Origin of the sequence: Marinobacter salinexigens, from assembly GCF_008370345.1 — a bacterium.
GTDB lineage: Bacteria > Pseudomonadota > Gammaproteobacteria > Pseudomonadales > Oleiphilaceae > Marinobacter > Marinobacter salinexigens.
The window spans coordinates 702,183-716,616 of the sequence record NZ_VTUU01000001.1; the positions used below are offsets into that span (position 1 = coordinate 702,183).

Genomic DNA, 14,434 nt, shown 5'->3' on the forward strand with positions numbered 1-14,434 from the left:
ATTTTTAATGAATAAAGTCTAAACGAACTGTCAGTTTTTGTTTAATGGAGGAATCGTCTTTTTTATTCTCGGTAGAATGCGAGATAGAGAAGATCAACAGCTAAGAGGGTACGTCTATGAGTGCGCAGCAATCGGTGAATCCAGACCTGAACATAAATCGCCAGGCTATCCGGCAGAACTATCTGGCCGATGAATACGCGGTGATTCACAAACTGATTGATGACGCTCAGTTGACTCAGGCGGAACGGGAAGCCATCTCTGCCCGCGCCGCCGACCTTGTGCGCAGCGTTCGCAAGAATGCCCGCGCGACCATCATGGAAAAGTTCCTGGCAGAGTACGGGCTGACCACCAAAGAAGGTGTGGCGCTGATGTGCCTGGCGGAAGCGCTGTTGCGGGTGCCCGATAACCTTACGATTCACGACCTGATTGAAGACAAGATCACCTCAGGCAACTGGGGTGCCCACGTGGGCAAGGCCCAGTCCGGTATGATCAACACCGCTACCATGGCCCTGCTGATGACCAGCAATCTGCTGAAAGACTCCGAGCGGCAGAGCGTTGGTGAAACCCTGCGCAAGCTGGTCAAGCGCATGGGCGAGCCGGTGGTTCGTACCGTTGCCGGGCAGGCGATGAAAGAGATGGGGCGCCAGTTTGTGCTCGGCCGCGACATTGAAGAGGCCCAGGAGCGGGGCGAAGCTCAGGTTCAGCGGGGTTACACCTATTCCTACGATATGCTCGGCGAAGCCGCACGAACAGATGCCGATGCTGTTCGTTACTTTAACGCTTATTCCGATGCCATCGACAGCATTGCCAAGAACTGCAAGGGTGATGTGCGGACCAACCCCGGTATTTCGGTCAAGCTATCTGCTCTGCACGCCCGTTATGAATTTGGCAACAAAGATCGTGTGATGAGCGAGTTGGCGCCCCGTGCGCTGGCACTGGCCAAGAAAGCCGCCAAAGCCAACATGGGCTTCAATATTGATGCGGAAGAGCAGGATCGTCTGGATCTGTCGCTGGATGTTATCGAAGCGATCCTTTCCGATTCAGAGCTGGCCGGCTGGAATGGTTTCGGCGTCGTTGTTCAGGCCTTTGGAAAGCGCGCCTCCCAGACTCTGGATTGGTTGTACGCGCTGTCAGTAAAGCTGGATCGCCGCATCATGGTTCGTCTGGTCAAAGGTGCCTACTGGGATGCCGAGATCAAGCGTGCCCAGGTTATGGGGCTCACCGGTTTTCCGGTATTTACCCGCAAGGCGTGCAGTGATGTGTCCTATCTTTCCTGCGCCAAGCAACTGCTGGGAATGACGGATCGTATTTATCCGCAGTTTGCGACCCATAACGCGCACTCGGTATCTGCCGTTCTGGAGCTGGGTAAGGAACTGGATCGCAGCGCATTCGAATTCCAGCGTCTGCATGGCATGGGCGAGTCCCTGCATGATCAGGTTATTGCCGATAGCGGTGTACCTTGCCGCATCTACGCTCCGGTGGGGGCCCACAGCGACCTGCTGGCCTATCTGGTGCGTCGTCTGCTGGAGAACGGGGCCAACAGCTCTTTCGTTAATCAGATTGTTGATACCAGCATCACCCCGGAAGAAATCGCCAAAGATCCCATCGACGTGGTGAATGGTCTGGGTGTGAACATCTCCTCCAAGGCTATTGTGACTCCGGCCAGGTTGTTTGGTGACCAGCGTCGTAACTCCAAGGGTTGGGATATCACCGATCCAATCACCATCGCCGAGGTGGAAGAAGGCCGTGGCCGGTATCGTGAGCACCTGTGGAAAGGTGGCCCGGTTATGGCGGTTGAGGCCACCAGTGATCAGGTTGTCGAGGTTCGTAACCCTGCCAACCCGGATGATCTGGTTGGGGAGATTACCTTTGCCTCAGATGCTGATGTAAGCGCCGCTCTGGATGCTGCCAGCGATGGTTTCAAGAGCTGGTCAGCCTTCTCTGCTGAAGACCGTGCCGCAATCATCCGTAAAGTGGGCGATCTGTATGAAGAGCACGCCTACGAGCTGTTCGCGCTGACAACCCGTGAGGCAGGCAAGTCGTTGCTGGATGCCGTTGCGGAGATCCGTGAAGCGGTCGACTTTGCGATGTTCTACGCCAATGAAGGCATTCGCTACCAGAACGATGGAGAGGCTCGCGGTGTGATCTGTTGTATCTCTCCGTGGAACTTCCCGCTGGCGATCTTTACCGGCCAGATTCTGGCGAACCTGGCAGCGGGTAATGCCGTGGTTGCCAAACCTGCCGAACAGACATCATTGCTGGCGGTCCGCGCGGCAGAACTGATGCATCAGGCGGGTGTGCCCAAGGCTGCTATGCAACTGCTTCCGGGCACTGGTGCGACTGTCGGCTCGGCATTGACGTCCGATCCACGGGTAGCCGGTGTCTGCTTTACCGGTTCGACTGCGACTGCTCAGCGCATCAACAAGGTCATGACTGAGAGCATGGACCCGGATGCACCGCTGGTTGCCGAAACCGGTGGTCTGAACGCTATGATCGTGGATTCCACCGCACTTCCGGAACAGGTTGTCCGGGATGTTCTGGCGTCGTCCTTCCAGAGTGCCGGTCAGCGTTGTTCTGCCCTGCGTATGCTGTACGTCCAGAAAGACATCGCTGATCACCTGCTGGAAATGCTGTATGGCGCCATGGAAGAGCTGGGTATTGGCGATCCGTGGTTGTTGTCTACCGACGTTGGCCCGGTGATCGATGAAAATGCTCGCAAGAAAATCACTGAGCACTGCAACCGTTTCGAGCAGAAAGGCCAGTTGCTGAAAAAACTGGACGTACCGAACAACGGTCTGTTCGTGTCTCCGGCAGTGCTCAAGGTCAGTGGTATTGAAGAGCTGGAAGAGGAAATCTTTGGCCCGGTACTGCATGTGGCAACCTTCGAAGCCAAGGACATCGACAAGGTGGTGGATTCTGTCAATGCCAAAGGCTACGGCCTGACCTTCGGTGTGCACAGCCGTGTAGATCGCCGGATTGAGCGTATCACCAGCCGCATCAAAGTAGGTAATACCTACGTGAACCGCAACCAGATCGGCGCCATCGTAGGCTCTCAGCCCTTTGGCGGGGAAGGCCTGTCTGGTACTGGTCCGAAGGCGGGTGGTCCACACTATGTTCGCCGCTTTATGAAAGGCGCGACGGTCAGCAAGCCGGCCGAGGCAGGTGCCAGGGCGCTGTCTGCAGACCGTGTTCAGAAGCTGATTGGCAAGCTCGATAGCCTGGAGGCTCCGAAGCCGGAAAACCGTCAGGAAATCCTCAAGCCCTTCTTCGGTACTGTTCCTGCACCGCTGGATAGTGGCTATGAAGTGATGCCCGGGCCGACAGGGGAGCAGAACCATCTATCCGACCATGCCCGTGGTGTGGTTCTGTGTCTGGGGCCGGATGCTGATTCTGCGATGGAGCAGGCGGCAACGGCGTTGTCCCAGGGCAACAAGGTAGTGGTGATTGCGCCAGACGTTGAGAAGAAGGCTGAGGGTGCTGTGAAGGCTGATTTGCCGATTGTTGCAGCCAACGGTCTGCTGGATCCGGAAGCTCTGGCAGTACTCAGCGGCTTTGAAGCCGTTACGACGGTGGCGGACGCATCCCTGCTGAAGCAGTACCGACAGGCTCTTGCCAAGCGTGATGGCGCGCTGTTGCAGATCATTACCGAGCACAAGCTGGATCAGCGTTTTGTGATCGAGCGTCACCTGTGTGTGGACACTACTGCAGCCGGCGGTAACGCCAGCCTGATCGCCGCTTCTGAGTAAGCGGCAGATTTCGGTTTTTTCATGCCGTTACGCAGTCAGTTTTTAACGGGCTGCGTAACGCTCGTGAAGAATACCCACCCTCTCCACGTAGGCTTTGGTCTCTGCGTACGGTGGCACGCTGCCATAGCGTGTTACGGCACCGGGGCCAGCATTGTAGGCCGCAGTAGCCAGCTTTATATCGCCATCGAAGCGGTCCAGCATCCTGGCGAGATAGTTCACTCCCCCACGAATGTTCTCTGCAGCTACGAGAGCATTTTTCACACCCAGCTCTTCGGCCGTTGCCGGCATCAGCTGCATGAGCCCCTGGGCACCCACCGGTGACAGAGCCTTTTCGTTAAACGCGGATTCCGCATGAATCACTGCACGAACCAGGGCGGGATCTACCCCGAACTCCTGTGCGGCGGTCTGGATTTCCTTGCGGTAGGGGCTGGTGAACAGAGGTGTTTTGCGCCAGTCGACCTTTGAGTTCGGGTCGCAGGCGTAACAGTGGAAGCGGATAACCTCGAACTCTGAGCCGGCAGGTCGGTTGCTGCTGTAGGCAATGACACCATGCTCGTCTTTATAACGGTAAACCGTATCGTTGCCGGTTGATGCGCGCGGTTGATCACTTTTGACGTTGGTGAACTCCACACGGCCATCCGGGTGCACAATACGCTTGATGCTGTCTGCCGATACCTGCGCAGACAGCATGGCCGCTGTCAGGGCCAGGGAAAGAATCAAGGGTGATCTGAAACCCGTCATGCTGCTCTCAAACCATTAAGCTCACAGTGGTGTTGCTGATGATTATACGGTCCTGTCGCAAGGATGAAACGGCATAGATTGTCCGAAATGTGTTACTGATTGGTACGGTGTCGGCCAGTTCTCACTTCGCGCCGCTGCTCTCAACCGATGTTTCCGGCGGCAGGCGCTCCCCTGACCAGTTTTCCATCAGTCGACAGGTTACCAGGTCGCCGGTGACATTGATGGCGGTCCGGCACATATCAAGAATCCGGTCCACGCCCATGATTAATGCAATTCCGCTGGGTGGTACGCCCACTGTTTGCAGCACCATGGCCAGTATTACGATGCCAACCCCGGGGGTCGCCGGTGACCCGATCGAAGCGCCAACCGCCATCGCAACAACCAGAGCCATACTGCCCATACTGAGGTCGATACCGTAAACCTGGGCGAGGAATACCGTGGCAACTGCCTGATAGAGTGCGGTGCCATTCATGTTGATGGTCGCGCCCAGGGGGATAACAAACTGTGAGACAGACGGCCTGACTCCAAGTTTGTCCTCTGCTGTGCGGATCGACAGGGGCATTACGGCGGCTGAACTGGATGTCGAAAAGGCCAGCAGCAGTACGTCCCGTGTGTCCTTCAGGAACCGGAGTGGAGGTTCTCCCGCACGAAGCTTGAGAACAATCAGGTAAAAAGCGAGAAGCACCAGAAGCCCCAAAAGGACAGTCACCACATAGGAGGCCATCCCCAGCATGGCCTTGAACCCTATGGTTGTGGTGAGCTGGGCCATCAGTCCGAACACTGCAAAGGGCGCAAGTCGCATGGCCCAGCGAACCACCGTCATGCAGATCTGCTGGAGTGAGTCCAGAAGGTCCAGCATCGGCCGGGACTTCTCCGGAGCCATGCTGACCAGCGCGACGCCCACGATGATGGAGAAAATGACCACTTGCAGCATCTGACCTTCGACCATGGCGTCCAGAGGGTTACCGGGTAGCAGACCAAGCAGGGTCTGTGGCAGATCCATAACGCTGGGCATGGCTGTGGCTTCCGGTGCAGGCGTATCCGGGATAGCCAGCCCTTTCATCATCTGACCGGGATTCATCAGGCCGCCCACCCAGAGACCGATGGAAGCGGCAATACCGGTTGTTATGACGAAAAAAACCGTCACCCTGACGCCGAGTTTACGCAGCTGCTCAAGGTTTTCGCTGGCGGCCAGCCCCCGAACCACTGAGGCAATGACCAGAGGGATCACAATCATCTGTATGGTCGCGAGGAAGAGCTGGCCGGGAAAAGCCAGCCAGTTACCGATCAGTGTTCCGGTTTCGGGCTCGACCAGGCCAACCGAGGGGCCGAGTAATGTGCCAACGATGAGTCCAAGGAACATGCCCACCAGCACTTTCAGCCAGAGGCGCCCCTTGACCAGCCCTGACAGGTAAATGCTCAGATGGCGTAACGGGCGGATGCTGTCGAGAGATGAGGTATTGGGCATCAGATACTTACTCCTTGTCAGGGCACCGACTGGATTTCGTCCCCGGACAGCGGGCGATACTGGCCGGCGGAAAGCCCCGGGTCCAGGCCTATGTCACCCATGCATTCCCGGTGCAGGGAAGTGATGCGGTTCCCCACGGCATGGAACATTCGCTTAACCTGATGGTAGCGGCCTTCGTAGATGGTGACGAGGGCTTCGTGCGGGCCGAGTACCTCAATCTGGGCCGGGGAAGTCCTGAGCTGCTCGAATTCGAACCAGATACCGTCGGCGAACGTCCTCGCCGTTTCCGGGCTGATCGGGGAAACGGTGGTTACCCGGTACTGTTTTGGAATCTTTATTTTCGGCTCTGTCAGCCGGCGCGACCAGTTGCCGTCGTTGGTCAGGATCAGCAGACCGGTGCTTGCACGATCCAGCCGGCCGGCGATATGGAGGTCGGGGTGCAATTCAGGGGGCACCAGATCCAGCACGGTAGGATGAATGTCATCTGTGGTAGCGCTGAGATATCCGGCCGGTTTGTTGAGCATCAGGTAATGAGCCGTTTCCCCGGATTGAATGATGCGGTCATCAAGCTGCACCTTTGCGAACTTTATGACGTCAAGGGCAGCATCCCGGCAGGTTGCTCCGTCAACCGTCACTCTTCCGGCCGCAATCAGTGCATTGGCCTGCTTTCGGCTGATGCCATTACAGTTACTGAGAATTCGGGAGAGCTTCATTCGGGAATCGGCTATGCTAGGTGAAGACCCAATAATAATACGAGGAAATGCCATGCCATTCTCTGCCGATTGCCTTGCTGAGCTCAATCTTCTTACCCAGTTTTCCTCAACCTCCACCCAGGAGGGCATAAAAGTGCATGCCCATACTGCGGCGCCTGAAACGGTACAGGCCGCTGAGAACCTTTTTGACAAAGGACTGATCAGCCAGAAGGACGGGGGCTACCTGACCCCTTTGGGTGCTGAGGCCGTGGATCTGACCCAGAAACTGCAATCTATTCTGCAGGGTGGCTAAGCACGTCTGTTTGCAATCTGTTGAAGTCCCTTAAGACCGGTTACAGGTATCTGTACCGGTCGTATTCCCGGTTTTCTGTATCTGTTTTGTTTGCGTTCCCATTTTTAAAGTGTTCGTCCATTCATCGTCTTAATAATAGTTAGGTCGCATGCGTTCACTTTTTTTCTCATTTTTCATACCGGCCCTGTTCGTCTGGCTCTGGAGTACAGGCTTCATCGGTGCCAAATATGGTCTGCCCTACGCAGAGCCGTTTACGCTATTGCTGATTCGCATGCTGCTCACCCTGGGGCTGTTGATTGCTCTTGCGGGGGTGTTGAAAACCCGCTGGCCTGGCTGGCGGGGGGCTGGGCATTTGGCGGTCACTGGCCTTCTGGTTCACGGGTGTTACCTGGGAGGCGTGTACTACGCCATTACCGAAGGAATGGCTTCTGGCGTAGTGTCCCTGATTGTCGGGTTGCAGCCTCTGGTTACAGCAGGCGCTGCGGTGTTATTCCTGAACGAATCGGTTACCCGGAGGCAGTGGCTTGGTCTTGTGCTGGGTCTGCTCGGGGTTGCGCTGGTGTTAGCGGAAAAGTTCGGAGGTGCGGGCGTCGGGCTTTCGGCCTGGTCTCTGCTGTGGGCCCTGTTGGCGCTGGCGGGCATTTCTATCGGTACTGTATATCAGAAACGTCATGGTACCGGAGCGGACCTGGTAGCAGGCACTGTCATCCAATATGGGGCTGCGGCCCTGTTATTTGCGGCTGGAGCCCTGCTGTTTGAAACCCGCCAAGTCGAGTGGAGCCTGCAACTGCAGCTCTCAATGGCCTGGTTGGTTCTCGGGGTATCGATAGGGGCCATCTTGTTGCTGATGTGGCTTATCCGGCAAGGTGCGGCGTCTCAGGTCGCCAGCCTTTTCTATCTGGTTCCTCCGGTTACCGCCCTGGAAGCCTTCCTGCTTTTTGACGAGCGCCTTGGTGGACTCGCCATGGCGGGTGGGCTGGTGGCTATCACCGGCGTTGCCCTGTCGGTAACGCAACGTGCCAAAAATGGATGATTCCGGTGTCACAAGGCATGGAAGCCTTGATCTATATCAGTTTTTTATTTTTTTCACGGTTTTTTAGCCGCTGGATACTTTTTGTCACTGACATTTGTCCCGGGACGGGTAATGATACGAGCCTTGGCAGAATCGCTCAGGTTCATTGGCCAAAAACGCCAAAATTGAATCGTTGGAAAGGACATAATAGTGTCAGTCTCTACAGCATTGATGGGCTCAAAGTTGCCGGGCCTGGTAAAGCGCAGTCTGTTCGGTATGGTTTTGTCGGCCGTGGTGAGTTCGTCCCTGGCCGCAGAGCGTCTGTATATCTTTACCGAGAATTACCCTCCTTATAACACCTCCTCGACCGGTGAGGGCTTTGCTCACAATGCCGAGGATATTTCCGGCATTTGTGGCGATATGGTGAAAACCATGCTGGCTCGTGCCGGTTATGACTATGTCATGAAAATGCGGGCCTGGAGCCTTGCCTATGAGCGGGTTCAGAAGAAGGAAAATCATGGCCTCTTCTGCACCGCCCGAACCGATGAACGAGAGGACCTGTTCCAGTGGGTGGGGCCGATGGCATCCATCAAGTGGACATTGTTTGCTGCGCCTGATTCGACCATCACGCTGAACAGTCTTGAGGACGCAAAGGATCTTACCATTGCCGGTTACAAAGGCGATGTGATGTCTGAGTATCTGGTCGAGCAGGGGTTCAATGTCGTCATGAGTCTGTCGAGCGATGTGAACGCCAGTCGTCTGAAGCTGGGTCAGGCGGATCTTTGGGTTACTGACGGCCTGGTCGGGCCGATGATGGCTGAAAGTCAGGGGGTTACCGGGCTCAAGTCGGTTTTGGTCTTCCGCGAAACCCCGATGTATCTGGCCCTGAACAAACAGACATCCCCAGCTATCGTAGCTGACCTCCAACAGGCGCTGGATTCCGCGCGCAATGCCGGAGACCTGGATGCCATTGTTGCCCGTTACGAGTGAGTAGGATCAGGCCGGTTCTTGTTCGGATGTGTGAGCCGGTCGCTTCAGCCTTTTGGCAATGTCCACAAACGGCGTGACGATCAGGCTGTAGAGTGTGAGATAGCGCTCGGCATCGCGGCTTCCCGTGCCGAACCGGATGTTTTCCTGTTGGGCACTGGTTACGTACAGGGTGCCGAACATCCAGTCCCACAGGGACAGGTTGGTGCCGAAATTCTTGTTAAAGTGACGGGGCGCGTCGCTGTGATGGATCTGGTGCTGGGCCGGGCTGTTGAAAATATGCTCCAGTGCCGGACCGAATGAAAACCACACGTGACTGTGGCGAAGGTTCGCCGCCAGACTGTTGAAGATGAACGTCAGGTAGGTCACGCCGAAGAGTGTGTAGCGGCTGATCTCCCCTCCGCAGGCGTACCAGAACGCCCCCGCATACCCCCCAACCAGAACCGCCGTGGCAATTCGTTCCACGATTTTTTCCACAAAGTGAATTCTGCTCGCAGTTGCCGGTACCAGCACCGGCGCGGAATGGTGAACCTTGTGAAACTCCCAGAGCCACTTCGAGTGGAACGCACGATGGACCCAGTAGTGCTTGAAATCATGAAGAAGAAACAGCCCGAGGCCATAGAGCAGAGTGAGTGAAAGGTTTTCACCCAGCTGAGGCCGAGCTCCCCAGAGGTTGGTGAAAAAGGCAATGTAGTCACCCGAGCGGAACACATAAGGGTCGACCAGAGCGACAACCGGCAACACCAGCGTTACCTTGAGAATGGCCCGGATCAGGTAGTAGCGGTAATCAAGAAGCGCAGACCGATGGAAGTTGACCCGGTTTCCGCCGAGGAATTGCCAGAACGTACTGGCTGCCGCGGTTCCCTGGTGAATACGAAAACGAAACAGGCCATAGGCAACCAGAAGGGATATTCCCAGAAACACTACGCCCAGTCGGCCATTCAGGTCGAAAATGCCAAGAAACTGGTCAGTTACCGGATCAATGATGTAGTGGTTCAGGTATTCCAGAACTGTTCGGAATGCATCCACGGCGAGTGCCCTCATAAAAACGAGTCGGATTATAGATGCACTTGCTTATTAATTCAATGAGAGTGGTTCTCAGAAGCGAGTGGTTGTTGTTTGTGGCTGGTGAGCCGTGGCGTTACGTAGCTGAATCGTCGACGGTACTGTTCCATGGTGCAGCCTACCGTCCGTTTGAATAGCCTCCTGAATGAGCTTGTATCTTCATATCCGACTCCCCAGATGATTTGGGATGTCTGCTGCTGAGTAGACTCCAACTGGTGTTTGGCTGCTTCGATCCGCATTTGCTGAATGTAGTGCAGGGGTGTCTCTCCGGTTGCGTCTTTAAAGCGCCGTTTAAAGGTGCGCGTTCCAATGCCGGCAATCCCGGCAAGCTGATCAACACTGAGTGGATCGTTGTAGTGTGTCTCCAGCCATCGTTGGGTTTCCGCAATGGCGTCGTCTTGATGTGCCAGGCTGCTGTAGAAGCTCATATAAGGCGTCTGCTCGGTTCGCCGGGCATCCAGAATCAGCAACTTACTGCAGGCCAGGGCCAGTGAAGGGGAACCCAGCTTTTCCACGAGGTAGAGGCAAAGATCAACAAACGACGTTGCCCCACCGGCACAAATAATCTGTCCGTTGTCGATCAGGAGTTCATCGGCTTCCAGCCGTACCTCTGGAAAGCGGCGCCGGAAAGCCGGAGCTGCCCGCCAGTGGGTGGTGGCCACCTGATTGGCCAGTAATCCTGCCTCGGCCAGAACAAAGCTGCCTGTGCAGACACTGGCGAGGGTTGCGCCCTGTTGGTGGCTATTCCGAAGCCAGTCATGGATGGGTGCCGAACGGGCCAGCGACGTGTCGATGTGCCGATCTCCCAGCACGGCCTCCATAGCAGAACCTACGATGATCAGGTCCGGGTTGTAGTCTGGCCACTCAGTCGTCGGGGCTATGCTGACACCGCTGTAGGTGGTCACCGGGGCACCATCGACAGTCACGATCTGGCAGTCGAACCTTGGGCCGTCGGATGGTGTGGGCTGATCGCAGAAGTTGGCAGCCGCGAAAAAATCCATGATTCCGATTACGCCGCTACCGTGGCAGTAGGGAAGAGCAACGATGGCAATTTTGATCATGGTTTTGGCCCTTTTCGCATTTAATGTGTCAAATATGCCACTCTGATCCGTTCGGAGCAAGTCGTATTCTGGCCTTGAACTAACGGAGGGCATAGGGCCTTCCGGGCAGGGAGGACTGGACATGACAATCCACACGCATATCAATACTCGAACAGCGACACAGGTTTCCGATGCCAGGGTGGCTCCAGGTTCAGCCAAAACGTCATTGATTGGGCGGGGCTTGAACGGATTGCAGAGGATTGCGCCGGAATTTGCGGGAAATGTTGTGGAGCACCTGTTTTTTACACCGCGCCGGTTGCCTGTACCAACCCGCTATGAGCACCTTTTCGAGGAAGCGGATGCCTATACCCAGCTTTGGGCGGGAAACCAGCGGATACCGGTCTATAGCTGGGGATTTGGGCCCACTGTCCTTATGGTGCACGGGTGGTCCGGGTCGGGCATCCAGTTCGGCGCCTTTATTGGCCCTCTGGTCAAGGCCGGTTATCGGGTTGTTGTCTACGATGCACCTGCTCACGGCCGTGCCGAGGGATTGCAGACTAACTTGCTGGAAATGTCTGAAGCGGTGGAGAGGGTAGCTGGCAGTTTTGGGCCGCTCAAGGCCATCGTTGCGCACTCGATTGGCAGTCTTGCGGCGGCTCGGGCTCTGGTTGACGGAGTTGAATCTGAGCAGACATTCCTGTTGGCTCCTCCGCGGGATCTTGCATCCGTTGTGGCGGGATTTGGTCAGTTATTGGGGCTCTCGGACAAGCTGATTGCGGGCCAGAGAGGGCGTATGGAACGGCGATTTGGTGAAGGTGTCTGGCAGCAGTTTTCGTTTGACGGGATGGCTGCGGAACTGTCAGGGCAGGCGTTGATCATTGCCGATCAGGACGATACACAGATTCCTCCGGAGCAGAGCCGGCGGGTAAGGGAGCAGTGGACGGGGAGCGAGATTTTCCAGACACAGGGACTCGGGCATTTTCGCCTGCTCTGGCATCCCACCGTGGTTGAGCGCGTCTTTGGTCAGCTCTTGAGGAAATAACGCCTTTCCGGGCGTCCGACCGATCCGTAGGTAACTTCAGCCTGCAACTCAGAGTTACCGACCAGATATTCAAGGTAGCGTCTCGCGGTTGTGCGCGAGGCGCCTATTTCGCCTCCCATCTCTTCGGCACTCCACTGCCCGCCGCGAGCCGTTACCTCTCGGATTTTGTCCAGAGTCAGGGCGTCGATGCCTTTGGGCAGGCGTTCCCTTTTTGCCGGGTCGTCTTCGCCAGTGCCGCGGGGCAGGAGAGCATCAACCTCTTTTTGCGCTAACTGGTGAAGCCCTGAGAGTCTGTCCAGGTGCTCACGGTACCGGTTGACGGCTTCCTGAAGCCGCTCGAAAACCAGGGGTTTCAGGATGTAGTCAAAGACACCGCCGCGCAAAGCGCTGCGCAGGGTTTCCACTTCCTTGGCTGCGGTGATCAGGATGACGTCGCTGCTGCTGTCGCTGGCCCGCAGCTCCCGTAGCAGGTCAAGCCCGTTGCCATCCGGGAAGTACACATCCAAAAGGATCAGTTCCGGCGCCATGACTTCAGCAAGATCGCGGGCGTCTGCAAGGGTATGGGCGATACCGCATAACTCCACGTTTTCGAGGCGTTCCACAAAACGGCGCTGGATTTCCGCAATTTTGCGATCATCCTCAACAATCAAAAGCCGGATGGGTGTCACAGGCTGGTCCTCTCCTCCGGTTGTTTGGGCAGGTAGAGGGTAAACCGGCTACCGCCTTCGTTCAGGTTTTCCACGGTGATTGATCCCCCCCAGCGGTTCAGAAACTGCTGCACAAGGTGAAGGCCAATGCCATGATCTTCACCCTTGCTACTGACTCCCCGTTCAAAAATCTTCCGTTGGGCCTCTTCCGGAACGCCGGGCCCCTGATCTTCCACTTCAAAGATGAGCTCTTCGCCGAGGTCTGTCATCGACAGTTTCACCCGGCCGCCTTCTCCGGTGTGTTGACGGGTGGCCTCAAGTGCATTGTCGATAAGGTTGCCCAGAACGCTGACCAGTTGATTCCGTGGCAGGGACTCGGGGATGTCTGACATCTGGCTGTCGGGATCAATGTCGAGATTCAGCCCCATTTCCCTTGCCCGGTTGTACTTGCCCAACAGGCAACCTGCAATGACCGGGTCAGGCACGGCTTCCAGCAGCAGGTGCAGCAATGCCTGGTGATCGCTGACCTCGCTACCGATTAGGCTCAGGGCCTCATCGTTGGCGCCGATCTGAATGAGTCCTGCAATGGTATGAAGTTTGTTTGAGTACTCATGGGTCTGGCTGCGCAGAGTGTCCGCATACTGCTGGATGCGGGTAAGCCGACGGCTGACCTGATCGAGTTCGTTGGATAGCCGAAAACTTGCTACCACGCCAATGATGTCGTCTCCCTGACGAACCGGGAGCCTGTTTACTACCATCTGCCGACCCCGTAACCAGATCTCCCGGTCGAAGTCCGGCTGACCGGTTTCCAGTACCGACATCAGGCTGCTTTCCGGCAGTATGTCGAGCAGGGGAGTGCCGGCCAGAGGTTTGTCCGGCGGCAGGTTCAGGGTTTCATGGGCAGCCCGGTTGGCTGTAGTGATGATGCCTTCCCGGTTCACCGCAATGATGCCCTCCCGCACTGACTGCAGGGTTGCTTCCCGTTCCCGGAACAGGCGGGCAATTTCTTCTGGCTCCAGTCCGAAAATGGCGCGCTTGAAACGTTCTGAAATCACGATGGCTGCAACGATCGTGGCCAGCAGCATGACCCCGACCACGCCATAGAGCACAAAATTATAGCGGCGGATGGTGGTGTCGACCTGAGCCAGGCTGTAGCCGACAGAGACGATGCCGACGATTTCTCCGGTGTCGGGAACCCGGACCGGAGCTTTTCCCCGCATGGACTCACCAAGGTTGCCCTTGGCCCTCCCAACGTAGGCGCTGCCATTCACCAGTGCCTCGTGGCCGTCGTCGCCGTCGTCATCTGCCATCGACAGGCCGATTTTGGCCTCTACCGGATGTGCCAGGCGGATGGCTTCCCGGTCGCCAATCACGATAAAAAGCGCCTCGTTGGTGTCGGCAAGGTGGGTGGCTAACTGATTGAGGCCGGTGATATCCCGTGACTGTATGCCACTGATCGTCGCAGGCGCTGCGGCTACGGTTTTAGCGACCATCAATGCCCTCTGGGCGATCTCGTCGTAGAGAGAGTTGCTCAGATAGTAGCCGGCAAAACCACCGATCAGGATGGTCTGAAAGGCGCCGAGCAATCCAAGTGTCAGGATCATTCGGGTTTTGAGTTTGGTCTTATGCAATGCTGATCCGGAAAGGCTTTTTGTCATTTGCGGCTCAGGTTAATGCATCC

12 protein-coding genes are annotated in these 14,434 nt (G+C 56.5%); 5 read left to right on the forward strand and 7 right to left on the reverse strand.

Annotated elements, in window-relative coordinates:
- Positions 1-116 precede the first annotated feature (116 nt).
- Complete coding sequence (gene putA / locus FWJ25_RS03295) at positions 117-3,746, forward strand: bifunctional proline dehydrogenase/L-glutamate gamma-semialdehyde dehydrogenase PutA (RefSeq protein WP_149598797.1); 3,630 nt, start codon at positions 117-119, stop codon at positions 3,744-3,746.
- Between the two features lie 42 nt (positions 3,747-3,788).
- Here putA and FWJ25_RS03300 read toward each other — a convergent pair whose 3' ends face one another.
- The 3 genes from FWJ25_RS03300 to FWJ25_RS03310 form a co-directional block, all read right to left on the reverse strand.
- On the reverse strand, positions 3,789-4,487 hold the full coding sequence (locus FWJ25_RS03300; protein ID WP_149598798.1) for a lytic transglycosylase domain-containing protein: 699 nt from the start codon (positions 4,485-4,487) through the stop codon (positions 3,789-3,791).
- Positions 4,488-4,608: 121 nt separating this feature from the next.
- Positions 4,609-5,955 carry a dicarboxylate/amino acid:cation symporter gene (locus FWJ25_RS03305; RefSeq protein ID WP_149598799.1) on the reverse strand — a complete coding sequence of 449 codons (1,347 nt, stop codon included), beginning with the start codon at positions 5,953-5,955 and terminating at the stop codon, positions 4,609-4,611.
- 17 nt (positions 5,956-5,972) lie between these two features.
- Positions 5,973-6,668, reverse strand: coding sequence for a pseudouridine synthase (locus FWJ25_RS03310; protein WP_149598800.1), 696 nt, complete (start codon positions 6,666-6,668; stop codon positions 5,973-5,975).
- Between the two features lie 52 nt (positions 6,669-6,720).
- Here FWJ25_RS03310 and FWJ25_RS03315 point away from each other — a divergent pair, with 52 nt between their 5' ends.
- From FWJ25_RS03315 to FWJ25_RS03325, 3 genes are all read left to right on the forward strand, one after another.
- Positions 6,721-6,960: a TIGR02647 family protein gene (locus tag FWJ25_RS03315; protein ID WP_149598801.1), complete on the forward strand. Its 240-nt coding sequence runs from the start codon at positions 6,721-6,723 to the stop codon at positions 6,958-6,960.
- Between the two features lie 148 nt (positions 6,961-7,108).
- Positions 7,109-7,993 carry a DMT family transporter gene (locus FWJ25_RS03320; RefSeq protein ID WP_149598802.1) on the forward strand — a complete coding sequence of 295 codons (885 nt, stop codon included), beginning with the start codon at positions 7,109-7,111 and terminating at the stop codon, positions 7,991-7,993.
- Between the two features lie 189 nt (positions 7,994-8,182).
- On the forward strand, positions 8,183-8,962 hold the full coding sequence (locus FWJ25_RS03325; RefSeq protein WP_149598803.1) for a substrate-binding periplasmic protein: 780 nt from the start codon (positions 8,183-8,185) through the stop codon (positions 8,960-8,962).
- Positions 8,963-8,968: 6 nt separating this feature from the next.
- Here FWJ25_RS03325 and FWJ25_RS03330 read toward each other — a convergent pair whose 3' ends face one another.
- Positions 8,969-9,988 (reverse strand): sterol desaturase family protein, encoded by a 1,020-nt coding sequence (locus FWJ25_RS03330; protein WP_149598804.1) that lies wholly within the window; start codon positions 9,986-9,988, stop codon positions 8,969-8,971.
- A 53-nt stretch (positions 9,989-10,041) separates the two neighbouring features.
- On the reverse strand, positions 10,042-11,085 hold the full coding sequence (locus FWJ25_RS03335; protein ID WP_149598805.1) for a GlxA family transcriptional regulator: 1,044 nt from the start codon (positions 11,083-11,085) through the stop codon (positions 10,042-10,044).
- Positions 11,086-11,206: 121 nt separating this feature from the next.
- On the opposite strand from FWJ25_RS03335, the gene FWJ25_RS03340 reads away from it, so the two are divergent.
- Positions 11,207-12,106, forward strand: a complete 900-nt coding sequence (locus FWJ25_RS03340) for an alpha/beta fold hydrolase (protein ID WP_149598806.1) — start codon at positions 11,207-11,209, stop codon at positions 12,104-12,106.
- On the opposite strand, the gene FWJ25_RS03345 is transcribed toward FWJ25_RS03340, so the two are convergent.
- Entirely contained in the window at positions 12,088-12,774 is a 687-nt protein-coding gene (locus FWJ25_RS03345; RefSeq protein WP_149598807.1) for a response regulator, read from the reverse strand. The two genes, FWJ25_RS03340 and FWJ25_RS03345, sit on opposite strands and share 19 nt — an antisense overlap.
- Complete coding sequence (locus FWJ25_RS03350) at positions 12,771-14,411, reverse strand: ATP-binding protein (protein WP_149598808.1); 1,641 nt, start codon at positions 14,409-14,411, stop codon at positions 12,771-12,773. The genes FWJ25_RS03345 and FWJ25_RS03350 overlap by 4 nt, the downstream gene beginning before the upstream one ends.
- Positions 14,412-14,434: the final 23 nt, after the last annotated feature.

Coding starts and splice junctions, on each gene's coding strand:
- putA (WP_149598797.1), top strand. CDS start 117: ATGAGTGCGCAGCAATCGGTGAATCCAGACCTGAACATAAATCGCCAG.
- FWJ25_RS03300 (WP_149598798.1), bottom strand. CDS start 4,487: ATGACGGGTTTCAGATCACCCTTGATTCTTTCCCTGGCCCTGACAGCG.
- FWJ25_RS03305 (WP_149598799.1), bottom strand. CDS start 5,955: ATGCCCAATACCTCATCTCTCGACAGCATCCGCCCGTTACGCCATCTG.
- FWJ25_RS03310 (WP_149598800.1), bottom strand. CDS start 6,668: ATGAAGCTCTCCCGAATTCTCAGTAACTGTAATGGCATCAGCCGAAAG.
- FWJ25_RS03315 (WP_149598801.1), top strand. CDS start 6,721: ATGCCATTCTCTGCCGATTGCCTTGCTGAGCTCAATCTTCTTACCCAG.
- FWJ25_RS03320 (WP_149598802.1), top strand. CDS start 7,109: ATGCGTTCACTTTTTTTCTCATTTTTCATACCGGCCCTGTTCGTCTGG.
- FWJ25_RS03335 (WP_149598805.1), bottom strand. CDS start 11,085: ATGATCAAAATTGCCATCGTTGCTCTTCCCTACTGCCACGGTAGCGGC.
- FWJ25_RS03340 (WP_149598806.1), top strand. CDS start 11,207: ATGACAATCCACACGCATATCAATACTCGAACAGCGACACAGGTTTCC.
- FWJ25_RS03350 (WP_149598808.1), bottom strand. CDS start 14,411: ATGACAAAAAGCCTTTCCGGATCAGCATTGCATAAGACCAAACTCAAA.